The following is a 23,914-nucleotide window of genomic DNA, read 5'->3' on the forward strand; positions in this document are numbered from 1 at the left end:
GTCTTGGAACTCGCCAGAGGACTGGTTACGGCGCGGCATCCGTTGCAGATGCCGCGCCGCCCGCAATCAGGCGTTTACGAGCGCCAGCTGGGCGCGCGCCTGCAGGATCTGCGAGCAGGCATTGGCGGCTTCCACGCCCTTGACGACGAAATGGTCGCGGAAGAAGCGGATATGGGCTTCCGATTCCTGGAAATTGTGCGGCGTGAGTACGGTGGACAGGACGGGCACACCGGTGTCGAGCTGCACCCGCATCATGCCGTCGAGAACCGTGCCTGCGACGAAATCGTGGCGGTAGATGCCGCCGTCGACGACGAAGGCCGAGCCGACGATAGCCGAGAAACGGCCGGTTTTGGCGAGCGTCTGCGCATGCAGCGGGATTTCGAGCGCGCCGGGCACGTCGAAAATCTCGACGTCCGAGGCCTTGCCGCCGAGCTTTTCCCAATGGGAGACGAAGGAATTGACGCATTGATCGACGATATCGGCGTGCCAGCGCGCGCGGATGATGGCGATTTTCTGGGTGGGGTGGGAAGCGATTGTCATGTCAGTCTGGCCTTTCAAGGGTTGAGCCATTTTTCAATGATCCCCTTGGGCGAACACGCAGGCGCGGTGACCCCTTGGAAAGGGGCCCCTGATCTGCTTGCTCTCTTTCATCCGGACTTTAACCGTCGGCTCCGGAATTCAACCGGATCTGCTGACCTTCATGCGCGTATACGGGCATACGTTCGTATGAAGCGCTCGCGGGCTCCGGGAATTTCTCCCCGTTACCGCCGGTGGGGAGTTTCACCCCGCCCTGAGAACGTGCGAGACCGACTATAGAGATCGGCAAACGAGCGTCAAATGCGCGATGCGACGCCCGCCAAGAAAAAGGCGACAGATTTTTCCACAAGACCTGCCGTCACCAACATATTTTTCTGGCGGGCAAGCTATTCGCGAATGATCAAAAGATCGCTCGCCGTGAAGCGCAGCGTGACGACGTCGCCGACGGCCGGCGGGTTGAGGCCTGGTGCATTGAACATGTCGAAGGAAATCACGGCCTCGCCGACCTTCATGCGGGTGCGGATGACGGAGCCGAGGAAGTTGCTGGAAACGACTTCACCGGTCAGCGCCGTGTCACCCTTTGCACCCTCGGCGATCGAGCCCGCTTCGGGCCGCAGCGCCAGCGAAACCGTGTCGCCGGCCTTGACCGGGCCGAGAGGCTCGCGCAGCGTGACGCCCTGATCGCCGATCGCGATGCGATTTGCCGCGGGATCGACGACCGTGCCTTCGATCAGGTTCAAGGTGCCGACGAAGGAGGCGACGAAGCGCGTTGCCGGCTTGTTGTAGATGTCGAACGGCGTGCCGATCTGGTCGGCGCGGCCGGCGTTCATGACGACGATGCGGTCGGAGATCGACAGGGCCTCTTCCTGGTCGTGCGTGACGAAGACGGTGGTGATGCCGAGTTGCTGCTGGATCATCCGGATTTCTTCGCGCAGGGAGACGCGGATCTTGGCGTCGAGGGCCGATAGCGGCTCGTCGAGCAAAAGCACCTGCGGTTTCGGCGCAAGGGCCCGGGCAAGCGCCACGCGCTGCTGCTGGCCGCCGGACATCTGATAGGGAAAGCGGTCGGCAAGGTGGCCGAGATGGATGAGCCCCAGCATTTCCTTGACGCGCGCGTTGACGGCCGCCTTGTCCATGCCGGCGATCTTCAGACCGAAGGCGACGTTATCGTGCACGGTCATGTTCGGGAACAGCGCATAGGCCTGGAAGACCATGCCGATATTGCGCTGGTTCGGCTTCAGTTCGTTCTGGTTGCGGTCGTTGATGACAACCGTTCCCGCCGACGGCGCTTCGAAGCCGGCGATCATTCTGAGAATTGTCGTCTTGCCGCAGCCCGACGGACCGAGAAAGGAGACGAATTCTCCCTTGTCGATCGCCATGTCGAAATCCTTGACGACCTGGACGGGACCGAAGCTCTTCTGAATGCCGGTAAGTTTGAGAAAGGACATGGACGATCAATACCTCAGGGCTTGGGAGGAGCCGATTTGTTGAAACGGGAGGCGAGCTGCAACAGCGCCATCGAGAGCCAGGTGATGGCAAAGGCGATGATCGCCAGCGCCGGCGGCTCATAGGCGCGGTTGGCGCCGATTAGCTGCAGATAGGGGCCGAAGGCCGGGCGGTTGAGCAGCGACGGCATGGTGAATTCGCCGATGACGATGGCAAAGGTAATGAAGGCGCCGGAAAGAACGCCGCTCATGACATTGGGGAAAATGCATTTGAACATGATGGTCGGCCAGGATGCGCCCAGACTCTGGGCTGCTTCCGTCAGCGTGCCGACGTCGATGGTGCGCATGGCGGTATCGACCGAGCGATACATATAGGGCAGCGACAGCGTCATGAACGAGAACATCAGAAGCGCGTCGGTGCCGCGCGCCGAGCCCGTGAAGGGGATGTAGGACGACGAATTGTAGAGCCTCAGATAGCCGAAGACGATGACGATCGCCGGGATGACCAGCGGCATCAGGGTAACGAATTCGACCACCGGCCGCATCTGCGGCAGGCGCAGGCGTACCCAGTAGGCGGTCGGTACCACCAGCAATATGCCGAAGATGATGGTGAGGATCGCCATCACGATCGAGTAGCTGAAGGATTCGCGGAACTGGACGTCCGAGAATACCGAGCGATAGGCGTCGAAGGAATATTCGCCGCGGCGCATGCGCAGTGAGAATTCGAACGTGGCGATCAAAGGGATGATGAAATAGGAGGCGCCGAAAAGGATAGCGATCCAGGCGCCGATTTTCTGTGTCTTCATTTCTGCCACCGTTCGGCGCGCATGCGGAGCCAGATATAGATGAGGTTGGAAATGCCGGTGATGACGATCATGCCGAGCGCCAGCGCATAGCCGAGGTTCGGGTTGTGCAGAACGTCGCCGCGGATCTGCGCATAGAGCTGGATCGGCACGATGTTGAAGGTCGAACCGGTCAGCGAATAGGCGGTGGCGATGGCCCCGAAGGCGTTGGCGAAGAGAAGCAGCGTCGTGCCAAGGATGCTGGGGAACAGGATCGGCAGGGCGACCTTCATCCAGTACTGGGTATTGGTCGCGCCGAGGATTTCTGCAGCTTCCCGCCATTCCTTCTTCAGGCCGTCCAGCGCCGGCGTGATGATCAGCACCATCAGCGGGATCTGGAAATACATGTAGGTGATCGTCAGGCCGATGAAACTCAACAGATTGAAGCCGGTGGCATAGAGATTGATGCCGAACCAGTCGCGAAGCAGTATGGTCACGAGACCGGTGCGGCCCAGCGTCGCCAGAAAGGCGAAGGCGAGCGGCACGCCGGCGAAATTGGAGGCGACACCGGAGAAGGTCAGAAGCGAGGAGCGGATCCAGGAGGGCACGCCGCCGAGCACGACGGCCCAGGCGAGGAAAAAGCCGATGAGCGCGCCGCCCAGGGAGGATGCCAGGCTGACCTTTATCGAAATCCAATAGGAAGCGAGAATCTTGTCGGTGAAGAGGCCTCCGATGTTGTCGAAGGTGAATTCGCCGGCCGGATTGAGGAACGCTCCGGTGACCAGATAGAGCGTCGGGGCGATCAGGAACATCACTGCAAAAAGCAGGAAAGGTGTGATGCCAAGCCAATCGATGGCCGTCTTCTTCAAATCAATGGCCTTTTTCGCTCTCATCCGGAAACCGTTTGTGAAAATTGAAAAATAGCCTTCCCGCGCAGCCGCGGGAAGGCCTTGATGCGACAGTCTTACTGCACGTTCGCGCCGACGACGGTGTCCCAGCCCTTGGTGATGACTTCCTTGTAGGCTCCCTGTTCTTCAAGCGTCGGGAACACGGCCTTTTCATAGGCAGCGGCCGGCGGCAGCTTGTCGAGCAGGTCCTGCGGGATCTTGCCGTTCTTGGCGAGATCGTTGAAGCGGATCGGGTGGCAATAGCCCTTCAGCCAGCCGAGCTGACCTTCGTCGGAATAGAGGTACTCCATCCAGAGCTTGGCAGCGTTCGGATGCGGGGCATAGGCCGAGATCGCCTGAACGTAGACACCGGCAATAACGCCGGAAGCCGGGATGACGACGTCGACCGGCGGGTTGCCGGCAAGCGTGTCACGGTCGGCAAGCGCGTTGTAGTCCCAGCGCAGGATGATCGGGGTCGTGCCCTGGGCGAGCGGAGCGGACTTGCCGATGACCGGGACGAAGTTACCCTTGGAGTTCAATTCCTTGAAGAAGCCAAGGCCAGCCTCACCAGACTTGGCGACGTCGCCGCCAGCAGCCGAAAGGCCGGCTGCGAATACGCCGGAGATGGCCTGGCTTGACGTGCGCGGATCACCGGCAAGGGCAACCATGTTGGCGAATTCCGGCTTCAAGAGGTCGGCCCAGTCCTTCGGGCTTTCCTTGACGAGGTCCTTGTTCACTTCGAAGGCCATGACGCCGTAATAGTCGCCGTACCAGTAGCCTTCAGCGTCCTTGGCGGTGTCCGGGATCGTGTCCCAGGTTTCGACCTTGTAAGGCTGGATCAACTTGTCGGCCTTGGCGGACGGGCCGAAGGAGAGCCCGACGTCGATGACGTCGGGAGCCTGGTCGCCCTTGTTGTCCTTGTTGGCCTTGATGGCTTCGATTTCATCGCCCGAACCGGCGTCCGGGTTGAGTTCGTTGACGGTCAGGCCGTACTTGGCCTTGAAGCCTGCGATAACGCCGCCGTAGCCGCACCAGTCGTGGGGCAGGGCGATCGTGGTCAGCGTGCCGTCTGCCTTGGCAGCGGCAATCAGTTCGGCGCTCGGCTCGGCAGCGGCGATGGCGGTCGATGCCATGACCATGGCGGTCGAAAGCGAAAGCAGGCGGCGCATATGTGAAATCACTGGTCTTCTCCTCTTGTGGTTATATCAGGCAGCTTCGATGGAAGCTGATACTGGGGTGCGATGAAGCTTATGTGACAGGTGGTGTCTCCTTTGCGACAAGACATTCGCAGCCAGAACACCTTCATTTTATTTTCAAAATTTGAAACCGCCTGGATGCAGGCGGCAATTATACCACTGTTGAATTGCGGTTCGCGACATCCTTCTCTAGGTCCGGCGTCGCCTCGCTGTTTGGTGCTCCTTTTAAAGCGGCTTGCGAAAAAGCCGTGTTGAATCGAACAGGCCCTCGAGTGTTTTCATCCGGTCGCGCGTCTCGTTCCAGATGGAACTCTGCACGGCCTCTATCAGCGCCTCGACGGCAAAAAGAATGACGACCGAGCTGTCCCAGGCGGACGGTGCTTCGATCTGGATGCGGAAAACACGCCGAGCCGACTTGGCAATCGGAGAGCTCCACTGGTCGGTGAAGAGAATGATTTCGACGCCGCGCTCGCGGGCGATGCGCGCCAGCGTTTCCATCTCCTGCTCGTAACGGCGGATATCGAACATGATCAGGATGTCGCCCTTTTTCATGTCGAGCACGTAGTGCGGCCAGGAACTGGAATTGGTGGCGATCTGGGTCACACCGGAGCGGATGACCTGCAGGTGCGTAAAGAAATAATCGGCCAGCGCGCCGGTGATGCGGCCGCCAACCAGATAGATATTGCGCTTGCGGTCGGCAATCATCGCGGCCGCGCCATCGAACTCTGCCGTTTCGAGCTGGGCGAGGGTGGCGCGCATGTTGTTCATCGTCGCGTCGGCGAAACGATTGAGGATATGCGTGCCCGGCGCATTTGCCGCCCAGCGGTCGTGCTTGCTGATCGGATTGGAGATCGTCGCCTCCAGTTCCTGATGAAGCCGTGACTGGAAATCGGGAAAACCGCGGAAGCCGATCTTCTGCACCATCCGGGCAACGGTCGGTGTCGACACGCCTGCGTTCTCGGCAACAGTCGTGATGCTGCCGAGTCCGGAAACCGGATAATTGTCGAGAAGCGTCGCCGCCAACTGCTTCTCCGCGCGCGTCAGCACGGAGAAATGGGCGTTGATCACATCCGACACCGTCACAGTGCCTTCAGAGCTTGTCAAAATCGATCCCCTAGCTGGTCTTTGCCAGCTTTGTGACAGAGTAAACATCGCTGTCACAATTCGAGTCAATGGGTTTTTTGAAGAGATCGTTTCAGTTTTCGATTGACATGGGTAAAATCGTGAAGAATTCTTTTCATTAACGAATGCTTGCACGCCCTTTTCCCGGGTATGGCTTTCAGTTCTGACGGCAACTGAAAAGGAAATCGCATTTGATGGGGCTTTTGACAGAGGCGGATGGTGCGCCTGTCGCAGTGGAAAATCCGGAGGCGCTGAGCCCGGTTCTGCTGGTCTGCGAGCACGCGTCGCGCCGTCTTCCGGAAAAAATGGGGACGCTCGGTCTATCGCCCGAGGCCCTTTCCAGTCACATCGCCTGGGACCCGGGTGCCCTTGCGGTGTCCCAGCTCCTGGTGAAAGGCCTTGATGCTGCGCTGATTTACCAGCGTTTTTCTCGCCTGGTGTACGATTGCAATCGCCCGCCGGAGGCGGAAGCCGCCATGCCGCCCGTTAGCGAAGTCTTCGAGATACCGGGCAATGCTGCAATTTCCGCGGCTGAACGCGTAACTAGGACGGAGGCGCTCTACGTCCCCTTCCGGGACGAACTCGCGGATTTCATCGCGGCACGCAAAGCGAACGGCCGACCGCCGGTGCTGGTCACGATGCACAGTTTCACGCCCGTTTATCACGGCAGGCAGCGCGACGTTGAAGTTGGTATCCTGCACGATACGGACAAGAGGCTGGCCGCCTGTATGCTGGCGGCGGCCGAGAAAACCAAACGCTACGATGTCCGCCGCAACGAGCCTTATGGGCCGGTCGATGGCGTGACGCATACATTGATCGAGCATGGCTTGAAGAATGGCCTGCTCAACGTAATGATTGAGATCCGCAACGATCTCGTTCGGGATGAAGTCGGCCAAAAGGTCATGGCCGATTATCTGACGGGCCTGCTGGGCGAAAGCCTGGCGTCACTGTCGTTATAAAAAGACCTGGGGAGCGGCATGTCCGCGGAGACTGGTCCATGGGCTTCCATGGAAACTTCAGCCGTCCGGCAATACCGCCGGAGGCTGGTCGATACAGGGGAAAAACATGTCAGACTATACAGAGACAGACAAAAAGCACGACGTAGGCGTGCTGCATTCCATGGGCTATGCCCAAGAGCTTGAACGGAGCATGAGCTCCTTCTCGAACTTCGCAATTTCGTTTTCGATCATCTGCATCCTGTCCGGCGGCATCAACTCACTGGCGCAGGCAACATCCGGCGTGGGCGGTGCTGCCATCGGCATCGGCTGGCCGGTCGGGTGCATCATCTCAGGTTTCTTTGCGTTGGGCATGGCTCAGATCGCCTCGGCCTATCCGACTGCCGGTGGTCTGTATCATTGGTCGTCCATTCTGGGAAACCGCTTCACCGGCTGGCTGACGGCATGGCTCAACCTCCTCGGGCTGATTACTGTTCTGGGCGCGATCAACATCGGCACGGCGCTGTTTCTCGGCGGCACCTTCGGCGCGCAACTCGGTCTGCTCGGCGAGGACGGCCTAGTTTCGCCGGGAACGCAGGTTCTGCTTGTCGCGGGCTTCACGCTCGTGCAGGTCGTGATCAACCATTTCGGCATCAGCCTCACGGCCAAGCTGACCGATTTTTCAGGCTCTCTGATCCTGGTGACGGCAGCCGTTCTGACGATCGCCTGCCTGTATTTCGCACCCACCTGGGAAATCAGCCGTCTTTGGACGTTCACCAACAATTCGGGCGAGATCGGCGGTAACGTCTGGCCGCAATCCGAAAGTATGTGGTACATTTTCGGCCTCGGGCTTCTGCTTCCGATCTACACCATCACCGGGTATGATGCTTCCGCGCATACTTCCGAGGAAACCAAGAAAGCGGCCCATTCGGTTCCGCGCTCGATGGTATCTTCGGTCGTCTGGTCGTCGCTGGCGGGCTGGATCATGCTGAGCGCCTTCGTCATCGCCATTCCGGATATGACGGAAGGTGCAAAGCAGGGCTGGAACGTGTTCTTCTATACGGTCAACACGATCATGCCTGCATGGCTGGTCACCGTCCTCTTCATCGCGATCTTCATCGCGCAGTTCCTCTGCGGCCTTGCCACGGTCACGTCGGCATCACGCATGATCTTCGCTTTCTCGCGTGACAAGGGTCTTCCGGTTGGTTCCAAGGCGCTGTCCTCGGTCAGCCCGAAGCACCGCACGCCGGTCACGGCGATCTGGACGGCTGGTATTCTCGAGGTGCTTTTCGTCTGGGGTGCGCTGTTCATCTCGGTCGGCGAGGCCAGCCTCTACGTGACGGTGGTCAACGCCACCCTGATTTTCCTGTTCCTGTCGTTCATTTTTCCGATCGTGCTCGGCATCTTCGCCTTCGGCACGTCGAAATGGCCCGCAGCAGGTCCCTGGGATTTGGGTGCTGGCGTTTACAAGCTGGTCTCCGTGCTTGCCGCCATCGGTATGCTCATCATCATTTACATCGCTATCCAGCCCCCGAATGACAAGGTGTTTGCCGTCACGCTCGGCTTCATCGTGCTGGCAGTCGTCATCTGGTTCGCCTTTGAAGCCAGGCGCTTCCAGGGACCGCCGATCGGCGACATGATCGAAAAGCGCAAGGCCGACATCCTCGTTGCCGAAAAGGCAGTGGGCGAAGCCTGATCGTTGACAGATCAAGACCTGGGCCGGCGGCTTGTCCGCCGGTCTGTTCTGCCAATCAGACGGCGCCGGGCGCCCAACACTGGATATAGATATGAGCGCGAGCTATTCGTTTGAAGAATTGAAGAAGGATGTCGCCGAAGGCCGCATCGATACGGTCCTGGCAGCCCAAGTGGACATGCAGGGACGCTTGATGGGCAAGCGTTTTCATGCGCAGTTCTTCGTCGATAGCGCCTGGGAAGAAACCCACAGCTGCAACTACCTGCTGGCGACCGACATGGAGATGGATACGGTCTCCGGCTACAGGGCGACCAGTTGGGAAGCCGGCTACGGTGACTATACGATGAAGCCCGACCTTTCGACGCTTCGCCGCATTCCCTGGCTCGAAGGCACGGCGCTGGTTCTCTGCGACGTGCTCGACCACCACACGCACAAGGAAGTGCCGCATTCGCCGCGCGCCATCCTCAAGCGCCAAATCGCTCGCCTGGAGGCCATGGGCCTGAAAGCCTACATGGCGACCGAACTCGAGTTCTTCCTGTTCGACCAGAGCTATGACGACGCGCGCGAAAGTGGCTACCGCGACCTGAAGCTCGTCAGCGGCTACAATGAGGACTACCACATCTTCCAGACGACCAAGGAAGAAGATGTCATGCGGGCGATCCGCAACGGCCTGCAGGGCGCCGGCATTCCCGTCGAAAACTCCAAGGGCGAGGCGTCCGCCGGGCAGGAGGAAATCAACGTCCGATACGCCGATGCGCTGACCATGGCCGACCGCCATGCGATCATCAAGAACGGCTGCAAGGAAATCGCCTGGTCGCGCGGCAAGGCGATCACCTTCCTCGCCAAATGGAATTATCATGCCGCAGGCTCGTCGTCACATATCCACCAGTCGCTCTGGAGCCTTGACGGCAAGACGCCGCAGTTTTTCGACAAGGAGGCCAAATACGGCATGTCGGACACGATGCGCCACTACGTCGCCGGCCTTCTGACGCATGCGAGCGAAATCACCTATTTCCTTGCGCCCTACATCAACTCCTACAAGCGCTTCATGGCGGGAACCTTCGCGCCGACCAAGGCCGTCTGGAGCAAGGACAACCGCACCGCCGGATACCGGCTCTGCGGCGAAGGCACCAAGGCGATCCGCATCGAATGCCGTGTCGGCGGCTCCGACCTCAATCCCTATCTTGCCATGGCAGCCCTGATCGCCGCCGGTATCGCTGGTATCGAGGGCAAGCTGGAACTGGAAGCCCCATTCGTCGGCGACGCCTACGGCGGAAAGAATATCCGCGAAATCCCCGGCACGCTGCGCGACGCGACGCGGGCCATGAACTCCTCGAAGATGCTGCTGGAGGCCTTCGGCGAGGAGGTCATCGAACATTATACCCGCGCTGCCGAGTGGGAGCAGGAAGAATACGACCGCCGCGTGACGGACTGGGAAGTTGCGAGAGGTTTCGAACGAGCTTGAGATTATCGCAACAACGACGGCAAGTGTTGCTTTCTTATCAACATTTTGCGATTATGGCGCGGCTTTGTTTAAGATTTCGAAGGGCGCACCATGATCGATACTGCATGGTTCAATCAGAAGCTCACTGAGAAAGGCGCGTCACCAAGCGACCTTGCCCGATTTCTCGGCATTGATCGGAGCGCTGTGTCGCGAATGCTGAAGGGGGAACGGAGAATGAGCGCCGAGGAGCAAGATCTGATCGCCGATTATCTTGGCGTTGGTCTCGGGGAAGTCGCGGCCCGGCGGCGTGGCGAGTTGGCGGGTTTTGAGGAGGGCAAACAGCAAGGGTACGTCCATGGCATGGGACGATCGAAGGAAAGGGATCCTTTGGTTAAATCGGGGCGGCGCGATGCGGCAGGCGAGGACCGCGACTCATTGCCGGTGCATCCTGCTTTCGGCTGCATGGCGGGAACGATGACGATACCGGACGATCTGGATTTGACGGCGCCGATTGATGTCGAGTGGAGCGACAAACTTTATAATGAGTGAGGGACTTCTGCTCGATACCTGCGCAATTATCTGGATGGCAAACAAGAAATGGATGTCGCAGGCATCAATGGACGCATTTAGGGCATTGTCGATCAATGGCGGGGCGCTCTGTGTGTCCGCCATGTCTGCCTGGGAAATTGGAATGTTGATATCGCGCGGCAGGTTACCGGCAACGAAAGATGCGCTGCCCTGGTTCGAGGATTTCGTGACGGCCGGCGACATAGTGGTCCATGCTGCTACACCCGCTGTCTTGATCGGCGCCGCTTACCTTCCCGAGCCACTGCACCGGGATCCCATGGATCGGATTCTCATCGCCACTGCGCGCGAGCACGATCTCACTATAATCACACGCGACCGAGCCATCCTTGAATACGGCGCGGCCGGACATGTCAGGACGCTCGCTTGCTGAGCCTTTGGAGTTGAATTTATGACCATGATCCAATGCATTTCCCCGGTGAACGGGGAGGTTTACGCGGAACGCCCCGCAGTTGACGCCGCCACCGCTTCGGCTGCCGTTGCCCGGGCACGGGCGGCTCAGAAAAGCTGGGCCAAGCGACCGGTCGAGGACCGCGTCAAGCTCGTGCTTGCCGGTGTCGCGCGGCTCAACGAGATGGTCGATGAGGTCGTGCCGGAACTCGCCTGGCAGATGGGCCGCCCGGTGCGCTACGGCGGCGAATTTCGTGGTTTCAATGAGCGTTCGAACTATGTCGCCGCCATCGCTGCGGACGCGCTGGCGCCGATCGTCGTCGAGGACAGCGCCAGCTTCGAGCGCCGCATCGAGCGTGTCGCCCACGGTGTGGTCTTCGTCATCGCGCCGTGGAACTATCCCTATATGACGGCAATCAACACGGTCGCGCCGGCGCTGATGGCGGGCAATGCGGTGATCCTCAAGCATGCGAGCCAAACGATCCGCGTCGGCGAGCGCATGGTGCGCGCGTTCGTCGAGGCCGGCGTTCCGGAGGATGTCTTCCAGAACATCTTCCTCGACCATGCCACCACCTCGGCGCTGATCGCGGTCAAGAGCTTCGATTTCATCAACTTCACCGGCTCCGTCGAAGGCGGCCGGTCGATCGAGCGGGCCGCCGCCGGTACGTTCACGGGTCTTGGCCTCGAACTCGGCGGCAAGGATCCGGGCTATGTCATGGACGATGCCGATCTGGATGCTGCCGTCGATACGCTGATGGATGGCGCGATGTTCAATTCCGGGCAGTGCTGCTGCGGCATCGAGCGCATCTACGTGAATGAGAACCTCTACGACGACTTCGTCGAAAAGGCCGTCGCCTTCGCCTCCGCCTACAAGCTCGGCAATCCGCTCGAGCAGGAAACCTCGCTCGGCCCGATGGCGCATAGGCGGTTTGCCGCAGAAGTCCGCGCCCAGACGGCCGAAGCGATTGCCAAGGGCGCCAGGGCGCTGGTCGATCCGAAGCTGTTCCCGCGGGATGATGGCGGCGCCTATCTTGCGCCGCAGGTGCTTGTCGATGTCGATCACTCCATGAAGGTGATGACGGAAGAAAGCTTCGGCCCCGTCGTCGGCATCATGAAGGTGAAGAACGACGAAGAAGCGCTGGCTTTGATGAATGACTGCAAGTACGGGCTTACCGTGTCGCTTTGGACGAAGGACCCCGAACGCGCTGCCCGTATCGGCAACGACCTCGAAACCGGCACCGTCTTCATGAACCGCGCCGATTATCTCGATCCGGCCCTGTGCTGGACCGGTGTGAAGGAAACCGGCCGTGGCGGCTCGCTCTCCGTCATCGGCTTCCAGAACCTGACCCGCCCGAAATCCTACCATCTGAAGAAAGCCTAAGCGATGACCATCACTGCCAACTGGAGCTATCCGACCGCCATCAAGTTCGGGGCGGGGCGGATCAAGGAACTTGCCGATCACTGCAAGGCGCTCGGCATCAAGAAGCCGCTTTTAGTGACTGACCGAGGCCTCGCGCCGATGCCGATCACCCAGAACGCACTCGATATCCTGGATGCCGCCGGGCTCGGCCGGGCGCTGTTCAGCGACGTCGACTCCAACCCGACTGACGTCAACCTGGCGGCCGGCGTCAAAGCCTTCAAGGAGGGCGGCCATGACGGCGTGATCGCCTTTGGCGGCGGCTCGGGGCTTGATCTCGGCAAGTGCGTCGCCTTCATGGCCGGTCAGACCCGGCCGGTCTGGGATTTCGAGGATATCGGCGACTGGTGGACGCGCGCCAGCGTCGAGGGCATCGCGCCGATCATCGCCGTTCCGACGACCGCCGGCACCGGTTCGGAAGTCGGGCGCGCCTCGGTCATCACCAATTCAGAGACGCACACGAAGAAGGTGATCTTCCATCCGAAATTCCTGCCGGCCGTGACGATCTGCGATCCGGAACTGACGGTCGGCATGCCGAAGGTCATCACTGCCGGCACCGGCATGGATGCATTCGCCCATTGCCTCGAGGCCTATTCCTCGCCGTTCTATCATCCGATGTCGGCCGGCATCGCGCTTGAAGGCCTGCGCCTGGTCAAGGAATATCTGCCGCGCGCCCACAAGGACGGAACGGATATCGAAGCCCGCGCCCATATGATGAGCGCCGCCGCCATGGGCGCCGTCGCCTTCCAGAAGGGGCTTGGCGCCATCCACTCGCTGTCGCATCCGGTTGGCGCGATCTACAACACCCACCACGGCATGACCAATGCCGTCGTCATGCCGCCGGTGTTGCGCTTCAACCGCCCGGCCATCGAGGACAAGATCGCGATGGCTGCCGCCTATCTCGGCATTTCCGGCGGTTTTGACGGCTTCTACGACTACGTGCTGAAGCTGCGCGAAGAGCTCGGCGTGCCGGACAAGCTGTCGGCGCTCGGCGTCGGCACGGATCGCATCGACGAAATGGCCGCGATGGCGATCGTCGATCCGACGGCGGGCGGCAATCCGGTCGAACTGACGCTTGAAGCGGCCAAGAAGCTGTTCAAGGAATGCATCTGACTGTGAGGCGCGGCGCGTTTTCATGAGCGCGCCGGTGATTTTCAGTCGTCTTGTGAACGGAGCGATCCTGGTGGTTGCTCCGTTTTTTTATTTCCCGGCTAACGATTTGTTTGCCCTTCGTTAACGCTGATTTGCAAGGCTGTGATGTACTGGGCGCCCTTACATGAAGGGCATGGCGACGGCAGCGGCGGCATGCTGGCGGGAACGAGATGGCTGTAATTTCAATTGCGAACGCCAAGGGTGGAGCCGGCAAGACGACGGTGGCATTGCTTCTGGCCATGGAGTTTGCGCAGAAGGGCGAGAAGGTCGTCATTTTCGATTGCGACCCTCTCGCATTTGCAACCAAATGGCATGGGTTGCCCGGCGCGGTCGACAGCATGTCCGTTGTGACCGGTGTGACATTCGCCAATCTGGGCGGCAATCTGCGGGCTCCACACGGCCAGGCAACCCATGTCATCATCGATCTTTCCGGAGCGCGCGACGCGCTGATTGCCTTGGCCGCCGGTCTTTCCGACCTCATGCTCATTCCTGTTCAGGGCTGCGCCATGGACGCGCAGGGCGCAGCGCACGTGCTCGACATCATAGGGCAGGTGGAAAACAACGCGCGTAGCCACATCAATCATGCCGTGGTCCTGACCCGTGTCAGTTCTTTCGTGACGACACGCGCCATCCGCAGCGTCAAGGCGCTCCTTGCCCGGCGCAATGTGGCGCTGCTCGACACGCCCATCATCGAGCGCAGTGCTTACCGCGACATGTTCGAACATGGTGGCACGCTCTATACGATCGACGAAACGAAGGTCAGCAATCTCGCCAAGGCCCAGCGAAACATGCAGGGACTTGCGACGGAAGTCCTGCATTTGGTGAGCGGGCAGCCGCATCTGCAATCGAGCGGTTCCCTCGCGCGTATCTGCTACAAGGCGCCAGAACGTATCCCGCAATCGGAAAATCCTGCCGGACATTCGCCAGTGGCGCGCGCCGCTGTGTCCTTCGGGCGTGGCGCGATACACGCTGATCCCTGATCACTCAAAATCTGGAAAGTTTTATCGTAAGATTGGCCTCGTTGCGGCACACGTTCACGCCTGCCTGGCCAGCAATCGTTAATTCTACTGCATAATTCCTTAAATCGGAATCGATTTAAGGATAAAATTATGCAGCAGTTTCAAAGTGCTACAGCGTCCTTTGCGCGTCATATTTGACGCGCGGCGCTGTAGCGAGGGGCGTGTTTAGATTTTCTTAACCACGATCTGAAAGGTTTGATTAACCGGGGCGCGATGGGCTTTGCGCTTTGCGAGAGCCATGCCGGGGCTCGGACGTTTTCAGACAGGGACAGCAATGCCAGTCATCACATTTGCAAATACCAAGGGCGGCGCGGGCAAGACGACCGCCGCGCTTATCCTCGCGACGGAGTTCGCGCGCAACGGCGCTCGCGTCACCATTCTCGATGCCGATCCCCAGCACTGGATCTCCCACTGGCACGAGATTTCGGGAAAAATCCGGAATATCGACGTTATTTCGAATATAACGATGGCATCGCTCCAGACGCATATTCGCGAAAACCGGGCAGGGACTGACTACTTCATCATCGATCTGGCCGGTGCCCGCAACACGCTGATGGCCACGGCGATCGGTCTGTCCGACCATGTCATGATCCCGATCCAGGGCTGCGCCATGGATGCCAAGGGCGGAGCCCAGGTGCTCGAACTGCTCTGTCACCTGCAGGAAAAGGCCGGCATCAGGATCAATCATTCCGTCGTCCTGACACGTGTGAACTCGGTGGTGACAACGCGCGCGCTACAGGTGGTGAAGCAGTTGCTGGCCGAGCGTTCCGTGCCCGTGCTCAATACGCCGATCATCGAACGTGCCGCCTTCCGCGATATCTTCGACTGTGGCGGCACGCTGCAAACGATGGACCCGGGCAAGGTCAGCAATCTCGACAAGGCCTGCGAAAACGCCCGGGCCTTCGGCGACGAAGTGCGCAAGCTCGTTCCGCTTCGGTCGATTAACCCGGTCCGCCGGGCGGCCTGATCGCACGACTGCAGTCAAAAGCCGTGCGGAGTGATCCGCGCGGCTTTTCAGGTTCAGATTTCAGAAGCGATGGTCGATGAGGTGCTTGGCCTGTGCGCCGGCGCGATAGAAGGCCGACTTGATGCCGCGCCAGGGATCGGGCGTCAGTGGCGTTTCGGCAAGCGGCAGGGCGTTCGGCTCGCCCGTCACGTGATCGGCAAGCGCCCGGCCGAAGACGGTTCCCGGGGCGATGCCGCGGCCGTTGTAGCCGCTGATCGAAAACACGTTCGGCGCCATCACATGCATCTGCGGCAGGTTGTTGGTGGTCATGCCGATGCGACCGTCCCACCAGTATTCCAACCGGACATCGCCGATCATCGGGAAAAGCTTGCGCAGCGAGCGCTTGACGTAGGCCCGGTGTGTTCCCTTCGCAACGGCGTCCAGCCGGCCGATGCTGCCGAAGATCATGCGGTTCTGCTGGTCCATGCGGAAGGACGTCATCACGAGGCCGGTATCCCAGCAGCCCTGGCGTTCCGGCAGAATGCTGCGGGCGACATTGTCGCTGAGCGGCTGGGTCGCGAACTGGAAAAAGGGCAGGATGGTCAGTTCTTCCGTATGGGCCGACCAAGGCGTCCGCTCGATGAGCTTGCCATAGGCATTGGTGGCAAGGATCACGCTTTTCGCGGTGATCGAGCCGCCCGGCATCGTCAACTTCCAGACATCGCCCTTGCGTTCGGCGGCAAGAAGCGGCGTCTCGGTGTAGATCTCGGCGCCGGCTGCGAGTGCCGCGCGGGCAAGACCGCGGGCATAGGCGAGCGGCTGGATCGTACCGGCGCGCCGGTCGAGCAGGGCGCCGGCGAACCCTTCCGCGCCGGTCAGCGCTTTGGCGTGCTCGGCGGACAGCACTTCGACGGGAGCGCCGAATTTCTTCCACTGTGCTTCCCGATCCCTGAGTTCCGCGAGGCCCTCGGTGCCGACGGCCATGTGCAACGTGCCGTTACGGACGGCCTCGCACTGGATCTGATGCTTGGCAACGAGATCGTAAACGACCGACGGTCCGTCGCCGAGTTCAGTCAGTAGACGCTTGCCCGCTTCGGCGCCAAGCGTCGCGATGAGATCGTCGGGTTTCGTCCACATGCCGGCATTGACGAGACCGACATTGCGGCCGGAACCGCCGAAGCCAATCATCTTCGCCTCTGCAACAGCGACCTTCACGCCCTTTTCGGCAAGATGCAGTGCGGCCGACAGACCAGTGAAACCGCCGCCGATCACCGCGACATCGACGGTGATGTCGCCTGCAAGCGACTGGGTTTCCGGAGCCGCGGGCGCCGAGGCATGCCAGAGGTTGGGAAGGGAGCGTTCGGCGGCCATCACGGTATTCCTCGTCTGTCGGAATTGAACTTACTTTCTTCCGACAGATAGAGCATTGCGGCAATGTTTTTTAATGACAAAAGATGATGAGGTCATGAAGCGAAGGGATGTGGGGAGAAGCCCGAAGCGGTTGGGGCCGCGGTGCTTCCAAGCTACGCACCACGGCCCCGATTTCCATCTCGCGAAAGTGTGCCCATCACTCCATTAGCCGGGCGGCAACGCCGTCCGGTGAATGTTTTCGTACTGAAAACGCCGGGCTGCGCTGCGGTGTGACTACAGGCTCCAGACACCCCTTATTTTTAACAGGTTTTGTGCGGTTTCACTCCCCCCAAATGGGGGATGTCGCGCATTTTTCTTCAGTCGAGGAATTCGACGATGGTTCCGACGCTGACCATCTTGGCAAGTTCGGTTGCGTCCCAGTTGGTCAGGCGCACGCAGCCATGGCTCTGTGTCTTGCCGATCTTTGACGGTTCCGGTGTTCCGTGAATGCCGTAGGTCGGTTTCGACAGGGCGATCCAGATTGTGCCGACGGGACCGTTCGGACCGGGCTGCAAGGTCAGCACCTTGTCATTCTCACCCTGCTTGAAGTTGATCTTCGGATTGTAGGTATAGCCGGGATCGAATGCTATACGATCGACCTGCACCGTGCCGGACGGCGACGGCGTATCGGACGAACCGATCGTCGCGGGGTAGGCGGCGATCAGCGTTCCGGCCTCATCATATGCAAAGACCTGCTTGCGGTACTTGTCGGCAACGATGCGGGCGACCTTGCCCTTCTTCATTTCACCGGGATTGATCACCTTGATGATCGTGCCGGGAACAGTGAAATCGGCGCCGGGATTCAACTCCCGCAGATAGGCTTCGTCCATGTGGAACTTTTCGCCGAGCATTTCCGTGGTCGAGGTGAAGGACAGATGCGGCAGGGCAGCCTTGTGCGCGTAGTCTTCCGGAATGGAAGCAACATAGGGGCCAGCAGCATCCACGGCCGTGATCGTATAGCTGGTGATTGGCAGCCCGCCGGAGAAGCGCAGCCGTTCCATGATGTCGTCGGTGTTGTTCGGGTCGAGCGTTTCGCCGGTCGCCTGCTGCCAGGCTTCGATCGCCTTGGTGACGTTCGAGCCGCTCCTGCCGTCGATCACGCCCGGAGAAAATCCTTCGCGATCGAGAAACACCTGCAGGGCGGTAATTTCGGCGCTGGATTTCTTCGTGATCTGCGCGGCGGCAGGCAAGGTCTGGCGTTCCTCCCGCGGCAGGGCTTCCATGTCGTTCTCGTCCGGGAGCGCCGAATACTCGTCCGGCAGTTCCTGGCGCTCGACACTTGGCGGCGTCGCATCGCGGTAATCGGGGACGGAACCGGTCACGTCGCCGGGTTCTGAAAAACCCTGGTCTGGATAGCCCTGTTCGGAAAAGCCAAAGCCTTGACCGGTGGAGTAGTCGCGGTTCATCTCGCGGCGGCGCGCTTCGTTGCGCTGCCTGCTGCTGCCCATCACGGTTGCCACCACATTGCCCCAGGCATCGACCAGCACGGTGCGGCCACGGCGGTCGCGCATCATCTGTACGTCGCCCGATTCGGGCAGATAATCGAGGATTTCGCCCTGCGGTGTGACCAGAACGGCGTCGGCCGGCAAACGGCCGAAGCTGTCCTGCGCCTTTGCCGCAGAGGCAAGTGCGAGCACGTTGACGGCAGCGAGGAGGGCTATTCCGGCTCTGGAAACGAACGTCACGATGAAACCTTTAATCTGGCGGTTGTGTTCGGGGCCTACAAATCAAATGGGACGGTAATATGAATAAACTGAATTCATCATGAACAGTTCCCTAAAATCCATTTAATTCGGTGGGTTGCGCGTTTCAAGGTGCAGATTTGGCGCTTTCCATGAGTTAGATTTCCCGGACAGATTGCCGGCGGTTCTCGCCGACTCAAACGCTGCGGAGAGATGTTCGATGCCGATCACGATATCCGGCGGGGACAGGGCCGGCGAATTCCAGATTCTGCTCGACCGCCAGTCGGCGCTCGATATCGGCGCCTTCGTCGTCGATGGCGTGGATATTTCACCGGGCGCAGCAATACCCTCGGACGGCGACCGGCGCATCGACCATGCGCTGCAGGGCTTCTTTTTCACCTGCGGTCCGGATCATATCCGCCATCCGGAGCCGATCGACGGTTTCGATGACGGGCGGAGGTTCCCCCTGCATGGTTCGCTTTGCGGCACGCCGGTGCGGCGGACAGAGATGTCCGGCCGTGACGAGCCACCCGGTTGTCTTGCCGAAACCGAGGTTCCGCTTGTCAATGGCGGAGCGGCGCTGGTGTCACGGCGCTGGGCGATCAGCCGGGATGAATCAGAGGTTCTGCTGTCCGACCGGGTTACCAACGCAGGCGCCAAACCGTTTGCCCCGATGTTGATGTATCACATGAACATCGGCGGCTGGATGCTTGGCGACGACACGCATATTGCCGGAACGATGTTCGGCAACGGGCGATGGCCGTGGCGGTTCGGCGACGGCGAAAGCGCGCACTTCTGTCTGCCGGCCGCGCCGACGGCCAGGGACGGCTGGGCACAGGTGACCCTCGGTCCGTTCGCGGCCTTGTCAGGCCGCTCTCTGATCGTCCGGTTCGAGACGGCAACCCTGCCGTTCCTCCAGATGTGGCGATGCCAACGCGGATCGGCTGATGTCATCAGCATCGAGCCGGTGTCCCACCGGATTGCCAAACGGACCGATCTTGCTGCTGCGGGTGAACTGCCGATGCTCGCTCAGGGAGAAACGGTGGATTATGCACTGGCGTTCCAGATCCGCTGAAAGCGGCTTTCCGATTGACGCCTTGCACTGCCAGTCTTACATCAGTCCGGACACCATTTTCAGGAAGGTTTTCCCATGGACATTCGCCAGATCAACGATGAATATTCGGTCACCGGACAGATTTCTGTCGAAGACCTCGATGCGATCAAGGCGATGGGGTTCAAGTCCATTGTCTGCCACCGCCCGGACTTCGAGCAGCCGGACCAGCCGCAGTTCGAAACCATCGCTGCCCGCGCCAAGCAACTCGGCCTCGACATCACCCATATCCCGGTCGGCCCGATGGGCGTGACGGCGGACGCCGTGCGCGACATGGTCGATGCGCTGGATACGTTCGAACGGCCGATGCTCGGCTATTGCCGCTCCGGCGCCCGCTCGACCAATGTGTATCAGCAGACCCAGCACATTCGCGGCTGACGCGTTTTGCGAGCGGCGCGCATTCTTTCGATTGCGCGCCGCTAGAGCCTTCATGAGACTTAGCCGTTTCTGATTTGGCTCAACGTCCGCGTCGGCGTGATCGCCTCGGGATCGAGCCTGATCTCGATGATCGACGGTTTGCCGCTCTGCCGGGCGCGCTCGAAAGCGCCGGCAAACTCCTCCGTCTTTTCCACCAGTTCGCCATGGCCGCCATAGGCGCGGGCGAAGGCTGCGAAGTCCGGATTGGTGAGATCGGTTCCGCTCACCCGGCCCGGATATTCCCGCTCCTGATGCATGCGGATGGTGCCGTAGATACCGTTGTTGATCACCAGCGTGATGATCGGCAGATTATAGCGCACGGCCGTCGCGAACTCCTGTCCATGCATCATGAAGCAGCCGTCGCCGGCAAAGCAGATCACCTCGCGCTCGGGGAAGAGATGTTTTGCAGCGACAGCCGCAGGCAGGCCGTAACCCATTGAGCCCGATGTCGGCGCCGCCTGCGTATTGAAGCGGCGGAACCGGTGGAAGCGGTGCAGCCAGGTCGCGTAGTTGCCCGCGCCATTGGTGAAGATCGTATCCTCGGCCGTATTCGCCTCGACATACCGCATGATCGGTCCCATCTGCACATCACCGGGGCCGGTTTCCGGCGGCGTGGACCAGGCGAGATAGGCCTGGTGCATTGCCGCGGTGCGATCGCTCCATGGCGGCGGCGCGGCGGGGTTCATCTCTTCCAAGGCAGCTGCGAAATCGACGGGGGCCGCCGCAATAGCCAAATCCGGCCGGTAAACGCGGCCGAGTTCGCCGGGATCTGGATGCATATGCACCAGCGTCTGGCGCGGGTAGGGCACATCGAGCAGCGTATAGCCGGACGAGGGCATTTCGGAGAAGCGGCCGCCGATCAGAAGCACAAGATCCGCCTCGCGGATTTCGCTGGCGAGCGCCGGATTGATGCCGATGCCGACATCGCCGGCATAGTTCGGATGAAGATGATTAAACAGCATCTGGCGGCGGAAGGAGCAGCCGACCGGCAGATCGAACCGTTCTGCGAAAGCCTGGAATTGCCGGACTGCTTGTTCGCTCCAGCGTGTGCCACCGAGAATGGCGATTGGCCGCTCGGCCGTTGCCAGCATGCTTTCGAACGCCTTGATCTGGCTTGCGCCGGGATGGCTCTCAACAGGCTGGTAGGGCTTGGCCGCCGGAGCCTCGGTCATTTCGGTCAGCATATCTTCCGGCAAGGTCAGCACCACCGGGCCCGGGCGGCCAGAGGTTGCGACCGAGAAAGCGCGGGTGACGAATTCCGGAATGCGCGCGGGATCATCGATTTCGCCGACCCATTTGGCGATTTCGGTGAAGGCGCGGCGGTACTCGATTTCCTGGAAGGCCTCGCGCTCGCGGGCGTTGCGCTGCACCTGACCGATGAACAGGATCATCGGTATCGAATCCTGGCGGGAGATATGCAGGCCGGCGGACGCATTCATGGCGCCCGGACCGCGCGTCACCATGCAGATGCCGGGTTCGCCGGTGAGACGGCCCCAGGCATCCGCCATCATTGCCGCGCCCCCCTCCTGGCGGCAGACCACGACCTCGATGTCCGTGTCGTAAAGCGCGTCGAGCACCGCCAGATAGCTCTCGCCCGGCACGCAGGAGATGCGTTTGACGCCGTTCGCCTTCAGCGCCTCGACGATCAGTTCCCCGCCTGTCTTCATGTCCGCTCCTCCCAAAGCTCGTGAAAACTATTTTGTCAAATTGCAGGCGATGCCGGCGCAATGCTGGCGCTCTTGTTGACCCTGCGTTACTGCCAGATGATGCAGAGGCCAGACATATCGGTCGCGCATGCCTTCGTTATGTCCGCCGTTCCACGACAGTGAGGCACCAGGCGGCAAAATCCCGCATGGCGCTGTAGCGTTCCGTTTCATTCAGCGTCTCGTGGCGCATCGTCGGGTAGACCACCGTCGTCACGCCTTTCAGCCCCACAGATTGCATCCGCCTTGCCAGCCACTTGATTTCCCGCGCGCCATTGGTAGCCGGGTCCTCGCCGCCGCCGACGAGATGGATTGGCAGCTTTTGAGGCAGTCGCTGCAGGCGATCCTGGCGCGCTCCTTGAAACGTCAGTTTGAACAGGTCGATCCACAGCGAGACGCTGGCGTCGAAGCCGCAGAGTGGGTCGTCGACATATTTTGCGACTTCGGCGGCATCGTGCGAGAGCCAATCGAACTCGGTCTTGCTGTCCTCAATAGACCGGCCCCAGGCGGCGAAGGTTAGTTTCGGCAGGAGGCCGCTTGGTACGTCGGAACCCTTCAGCATCTTTTCGGCGGCGAGAATGAACTGCGCGGCGCGGCCGGCAAGGCCCGGATTGAAGTTCGAGTTCCATACCGCCAACCCATCATAGAGGCCGGGATCGCTCTCTGCAGCGTTGAGCGCGATCAGCCCGCCCATGGAATGACCGAACAGGATAATGGGAAGGCCGGGATGATTGGCTGCTGCCATGTCGCGCATCGACCGAACGTCGGACAGCACCTTGTCGATGCCTTGCCGGTGCGCATACCGGCCGAGCGGTGCATCATCGGCTTTGGTTGCGCCATGCCCGCGATGGTCGTGCGCATAGACGTGAAAGCCGTGTCCGGCCATGAACTCGGCGAAACGGGCGTAGCGGGCGGCATGTTCGGCAAGGCCGTGGCTGACGATCAGCACGCCTTTTTCCGGCGCGGTTGCCGGCCAGTGGCGCCAGGCAAGAGCGGCTCCGCTCGGGCTTTGCAACGTTTCGACCTTGGCAAACACGCCAACCCTCCCAGGCGAAGTTCCACGACGTCCCTGCTATCAACTTGATTTGTCGGCGAAAGGCAATCTCCGCTTGGTGCCCGTTTCGCATCAGGTCAGGAAATATTGGTCGGACAAAGATTCCAGGTTGTATTTTTCCCGTTTTAGTCCATATATGATCTTGTTTTGTTCTGGTTTCAGGAGGGGCTTTCATGCAAGGGAATATCTTTATGCCATTTTTGCACCGTCTGGCCATTGCCGTGCTGGCTGCCATGGTTGCATTTCCGGTGCTGGCCGATGAAGCGGCGGCATCACCGAAAGGAAAGACGGAATATATTCTCGCCGTCAGCTGGCAGCCCGGTTTCTGCGAGATGCGGCCGAAGCGTAAGGAGTGCGCCGGGCAGACGGCGGAGCGCTATGACGCGACGCATTTTTCCCTGCATGGCCTCTGGCCGATGAAGAAGAGCTATTGTGGTGTCGCGGCGGATATTCGGGCGCGCGACAAGAAGGGCGACTGGCTGGAACTGCCGCAACTGGCAATGGCCGAAGAAACGGCCGCGAAGCTCTCGATCGCCATGCCGGGAACGCAATCGGGTCTCGACCGGCATCAATGGCTGCGCAGCGGCACCTGCCAGAGCGGCACGGCGCAGGATTATTTTGCCGTCCAGCTCCGTCTTCTCGACGAGCTCAACGGCTCGGCGGTGCGAAGCCTGTTCGCCGATCGCCTCGGACAAGAGGTGACGGAGGACGAGATCAAGCAGGCTTTCGACACGAGTTTCGGAAAGGGTGCGGGCGACCGGGTGCGGATGCGCGGCCAGAAGGCAGGCGCCCGCGGCGTCATCACAGGGTTGACGATCGGGCTTTCGGGGAATGTCTCTGCCAGCGCTGGCCTGTCGCCTCTGATCCTTGCCGCCGGAAATACCGATTTCAAATGCGATAGGGGGATCGTCGACGCCGCCGGCATTCAGTGAATGGGTGAGTTAAAGCCGGTTTCTTCATTGCTCCGCCGGGATAATTCGCCTACAT

The 23,914-nt window shown here is 60.5% G+C and carries 22 protein-coding genes and 1 riboswitch; of the genes, 12 read left to right on the top strand and 10 right to left on the bottom strand.

Annotated features, from left to right (window positions below; all coding sequences use genetic code 11):
- Positions 1–66: 66 nt before the first annotated feature.
- From ACSQ3F_RS13915 to ACSQ3F_RS13940, 6 genes are all read right to left on the bottom strand, one after another.
- Positions 67–540, bottom strand: a complete 474-nt coding sequence (locus ACSQ3F_RS13915; RefSeq protein WP_436100755.1) for a 6,7-dimethyl-8-ribityllumazine synthase — start codon at positions 538–540, stop codon at positions 67–69.
- A 95-nt stretch (positions 541–635) separates the two neighbouring features.
- Positions 636–802, bottom strand: a riboswitch (FMN riboswitch).
- 121 nt (positions 803–923) lie between these two features.
- Entirely contained in the window at positions 924–1,985 is a 1,062-nt protein-coding gene (locus ACSQ3F_RS13920) for an ABC transporter ATP-binding protein (RefSeq protein WP_436100756.1), read from the bottom strand.
- 14 nt (positions 1,986–1,999) lie between these two features.
- Positions 2,000–2,788 (bottom strand): ABC transporter permease, encoded by a 789-nt coding sequence (locus ACSQ3F_RS13925; RefSeq protein ID WP_436100757.1) that lies wholly within the window; start codon positions 2,786–2,788, stop codon positions 2,000–2,002.
- Entirely contained in the window at positions 2,785–3,657 is an 873-nt protein-coding gene (locus ACSQ3F_RS13930; RefSeq protein ID WP_436100758.1) for an ABC transporter permease, read from the bottom strand. Before ACSQ3F_RS13930 ends, ACSQ3F_RS13925 begins: the two co-directional genes overlap by 4 nt.
- A gap of 71 nt (positions 3,658–3,728) precedes the next feature.
- Positions 3,729–4,832, bottom strand: coding sequence for an ABC transporter substrate-binding protein (locus ACSQ3F_RS13935; RefSeq protein ID WP_436100759.1), 1,104 nt, complete (start codon positions 4,830–4,832; stop codon positions 3,729–3,731).
- Positions 4,833–5,072: 240 nt separating this feature from the next.
- Complete coding sequence (locus ACSQ3F_RS13940; RefSeq protein WP_436100760.1) at positions 5,073–5,999, bottom strand: MurR/RpiR family transcriptional regulator; 927 nt, start codon at positions 5,997–5,999, stop codon at positions 5,073–5,075.
- A 161-nt stretch (positions 6,000–6,160) separates the two neighbouring features.
- Here ACSQ3F_RS13940 and ACSQ3F_RS13945 point away from each other — a divergent pair, with 161 nt between their 5' ends.
- The 9 genes from ACSQ3F_RS13945 (at position 6,161) to ACSQ3F_RS13985 (ending at position 15,571) form a co-directional block, all read left to right on the top strand.
- Complete coding sequence (locus tag ACSQ3F_RS13945) at positions 6,161–6,928, top strand: N-formylglutamate amidohydrolase (protein WP_436100761.1); 768 nt, start codon at positions 6,161–6,163, stop codon at positions 6,926–6,928.
- 106 nt (positions 6,929–7,034) lie between these two features.
- Positions 7,035–8,600, top strand: a complete 1,566-nt coding sequence (locus ACSQ3F_RS13950; protein ID WP_436100762.1) for an amino acid permease — start codon at positions 7,035–7,037, stop codon at positions 8,598–8,600.
- 91 nt (positions 8,601–8,691) lie between these two features.
- Complete coding sequence (locus ACSQ3F_RS13955; RefSeq protein WP_436100763.1) at positions 8,692–10,062, top strand: glutamine synthetase family protein; 1,371 nt, start codon at positions 8,692–8,694, stop codon at positions 10,060–10,062.
- 90 nt (positions 10,063–10,152) lie between these two features.
- Positions 10,153–10,590: a helix-turn-helix domain-containing protein gene (locus ACSQ3F_RS13960; RefSeq protein ID WP_436100764.1), complete on the top strand. Its 438-nt coding sequence runs from the start codon at positions 10,153–10,155 to the stop codon at positions 10,588–10,590.
- Positions 10,583–10,999, top strand: coding sequence for a type II toxin-antitoxin system VapC family toxin (locus tag ACSQ3F_RS13965; protein WP_436100765.1), 417 nt, complete (start codon positions 10,583–10,585; stop codon positions 10,997–10,999). The genes ACSQ3F_RS13960 and ACSQ3F_RS13965 overlap by 8 nt, the downstream gene beginning before the upstream one ends.
- Positions 11,000–11,017: 18 nt before the next feature.
- Positions 11,018–12,397 (top strand): aldehyde dehydrogenase family protein, encoded by a 1,380-nt coding sequence (locus ACSQ3F_RS13970; RefSeq protein ID WP_436100766.1) that lies wholly within the window; start codon positions 11,018–11,020, stop codon positions 12,395–12,397.
- A 3-nt stretch (positions 12,398–12,400) separates the two neighbouring features.
- Complete coding sequence (locus ACSQ3F_RS13975; protein ID WP_436100767.1) at positions 12,401–13,546, top strand: iron-containing alcohol dehydrogenase; 1,146 nt, start codon at positions 12,401–12,403, stop codon at positions 13,544–13,546.
- A gap of 209 nt (positions 13,547–13,755) precedes the next feature.
- Positions 13,756–14,565 (top strand): AAA family ATPase, encoded by an 810-nt coding sequence (locus ACSQ3F_RS13980; RefSeq protein ID WP_436100768.1) that lies wholly within the window; start codon positions 13,756–13,758, stop codon positions 14,563–14,565.
- A gap of 313 nt (positions 14,566–14,878) precedes the next feature.
- Positions 14,879–15,571, top strand: coding sequence for an AAA family ATPase (locus ACSQ3F_RS13985; RefSeq protein ID WP_436100769.1), 693 nt, complete (start codon positions 14,879–14,881; stop codon positions 15,569–15,571).
- Positions 15,572–15,631: 60 nt separating this feature from the next.
- On the opposite strand, the gene ACSQ3F_RS13990 is transcribed toward ACSQ3F_RS13985, so the two are convergent.
- On the bottom strand, positions 15,632–16,921 hold the full coding sequence (locus tag ACSQ3F_RS13990; protein ID WP_436100770.1) for an NAD(P)/FAD-dependent oxidoreductase: 1,290 nt from the start codon (positions 16,919–16,921) through the stop codon (positions 15,632–15,634).
- A 356-nt stretch (positions 16,922–17,277) separates the two neighbouring features.
- Complete coding sequence (locus tag ACSQ3F_RS13995; RefSeq protein WP_436100771.1) at positions 17,278–18,645, bottom strand: L,D-transpeptidase family protein; 1,368 nt, start codon at positions 18,643–18,645, stop codon at positions 17,278–17,280.
- A 217-nt stretch (positions 18,646–18,862) separates the two neighbouring features.
- On the opposite strand from ACSQ3F_RS13995, the gene ACSQ3F_RS14000 reads away from it, so the two are divergent.
- Positions 18,863–19,717 (top strand): DUF4432 family protein, encoded by an 855-nt coding sequence (locus ACSQ3F_RS14000; RefSeq protein ID WP_436100772.1) that lies wholly within the window; start codon positions 18,863–18,865, stop codon positions 19,715–19,717.
- Between the two features lie 75 nt (positions 19,718–19,792).
- Entirely contained in the window at positions 19,793–20,131 is a 339-nt protein-coding gene (locus ACSQ3F_RS14005; protein ID WP_436100773.1) for a TIGR01244 family sulfur transferase, read from the top strand.
- A gap of 59 nt (positions 20,132–20,190) precedes the next feature.
- On the opposite strand, the gene ACSQ3F_RS14010 is transcribed toward ACSQ3F_RS14005, so the two are convergent.
- Complete coding sequence (locus tag ACSQ3F_RS14010; RefSeq protein ID WP_436100774.1) at positions 20,191–21,837, bottom strand: thiamine pyrophosphate-binding protein; 1,647 nt, start codon at positions 21,835–21,837, stop codon at positions 20,191–20,193.
- 136 nt (positions 21,838–21,973) lie between these two features.
- Entirely contained in the window at positions 21,974–22,909 is a 936-nt protein-coding gene (locus ACSQ3F_RS14015; protein ID WP_436100775.1) for a lysophospholipase, read from the bottom strand.
- Between the two features lie 209 nt (positions 22,910–23,118).
- Between ACSQ3F_RS14015 and ACSQ3F_RS14020 the strand changes: the two genes are divergently transcribed.
- A complete protein-coding gene (locus ACSQ3F_RS14020) occupies positions 23,119–23,859 on the top strand; it encodes a ribonuclease T2 (RefSeq protein ID WP_436100776.1) in 741 nt (246 codons plus the stop codon).
- The last annotated feature ends 55 nt before the right edge of the window (positions 23,860–23,914 follow it).

This window comes from Pararhizobium sp. LjRoot238 (assembly GCF_964252955.1).
Lineage (GTDB): Bacteria > Pseudomonadota > Alphaproteobacteria > Rhizobiales > Rhizobiaceae > Pararhizobium.

What these genes read in the sequence shown, in the direction of transcription:
- ACSQ3F_RS13915 (WP_436100755.1), bottom strand. Translation starts at nt 540, where the DNA reads ATGACAATCGCTTCCCACCCCACCCAGAAAATCGCCATCATCCGCGCG.
- ACSQ3F_RS13920 (WP_436100756.1), bottom strand. Translation starts at nt 1,985, where the DNA reads ATGTCCTTTCTCAAACTTACCGGCATTCAGAAGAGCTTCGGTCCCGTC.
- ACSQ3F_RS13925 (WP_436100757.1), bottom strand. Translation starts at nt 2,788, where the DNA reads ATGAAGACACAGAAAATCGGCGCCTGGATCGCTATCCTTTTCGGCGCC.
- ACSQ3F_RS13930 (WP_436100758.1), bottom strand. Translation starts at nt 3,657, where the DNA reads ATGAGAGCGAAAAAGGCCATTGATTTGAAGAAGACGGCCATCGATTGG.
- ACSQ3F_RS13940 (WP_436100760.1), bottom strand. Translation starts at nt 5,999, where the DNA reads ATGTTTACTCTGTCACAAAGCTGGCAAAGACCAGCTAGGGGATCGATT.
- ACSQ3F_RS13950 (WP_436100762.1), top strand. Translation starts at nt 7,035, where the DNA reads ATGTCAGACTATACAGAGACAGACAAAAAGCACGACGTAGGCGTGCTG.
- ACSQ3F_RS13955 (WP_436100763.1), top strand. Translation starts at nt 8,692, where the DNA reads ATGAGCGCGAGCTATTCGTTTGAAGAATTGAAGAAGGATGTCGCCGAA.
- ACSQ3F_RS13960 (WP_436100764.1), top strand. Translation starts at nt 10,153, where the DNA reads ATGATCGATACTGCATGGTTCAATCAGAAGCTCACTGAGAAAGGCGCG.
- ACSQ3F_RS13965 (WP_436100765.1), top strand. Translation starts at nt 10,583, where the DNA reads ATGAGTGAGGGACTTCTGCTCGATACCTGCGCAATTATCTGGATGGCA.
- ACSQ3F_RS13970 (WP_436100766.1), top strand. Translation starts at nt 11,018, where the DNA reads ATGACCATGATCCAATGCATTTCCCCGGTGAACGGGGAGGTTTACGCG.
- ACSQ3F_RS13975 (WP_436100767.1), top strand. Translation starts at nt 12,401, where the DNA reads ATGACCATCACTGCCAACTGGAGCTATCCGACCGCCATCAAGTTCGGG.
- ACSQ3F_RS13980 (WP_436100768.1), top strand. Translation starts at nt 13,756, where the DNA reads ATGGCTGTAATTTCAATTGCGAACGCCAAGGGTGGAGCCGGCAAGACG.
- ACSQ3F_RS13985 (WP_436100769.1), top strand. Translation starts at nt 14,879, where the DNA reads ATGCCAGTCATCACATTTGCAAATACCAAGGGCGGCGCGGGCAAGACG.
- ACSQ3F_RS13990 (WP_436100770.1), bottom strand. Translation starts at nt 16,921, where the DNA reads ATGGCCGCCGAACGCTCCCTTCCCAACCTCTGGCATGCCTCGGCGCCC.
- ACSQ3F_RS14000 (WP_436100772.1), top strand. Translation starts at nt 18,863, where the DNA reads ATGCCGATCACGATATCCGGCGGGGACAGGGCCGGCGAATTCCAGATT.
- ACSQ3F_RS14005 (WP_436100773.1), top strand. Translation starts at nt 19,793, where the DNA reads ATGGACATTCGCCAGATCAACGATGAATATTCGGTCACCGGACAGATT.
- ACSQ3F_RS14010 (WP_436100774.1), bottom strand. Translation starts at nt 21,837, where the DNA reads ATGAAGACAGGCGGGGAACTGATCGTCGAGGCGCTGAAGGCGAACGGC.
- ACSQ3F_RS14020 (WP_436100776.1), top strand. Translation starts at nt 23,119, where the DNA reads ATGCCATTTTTGCACCGTCTGGCCATTGCCGTGCTGGCTGCCATGGTT.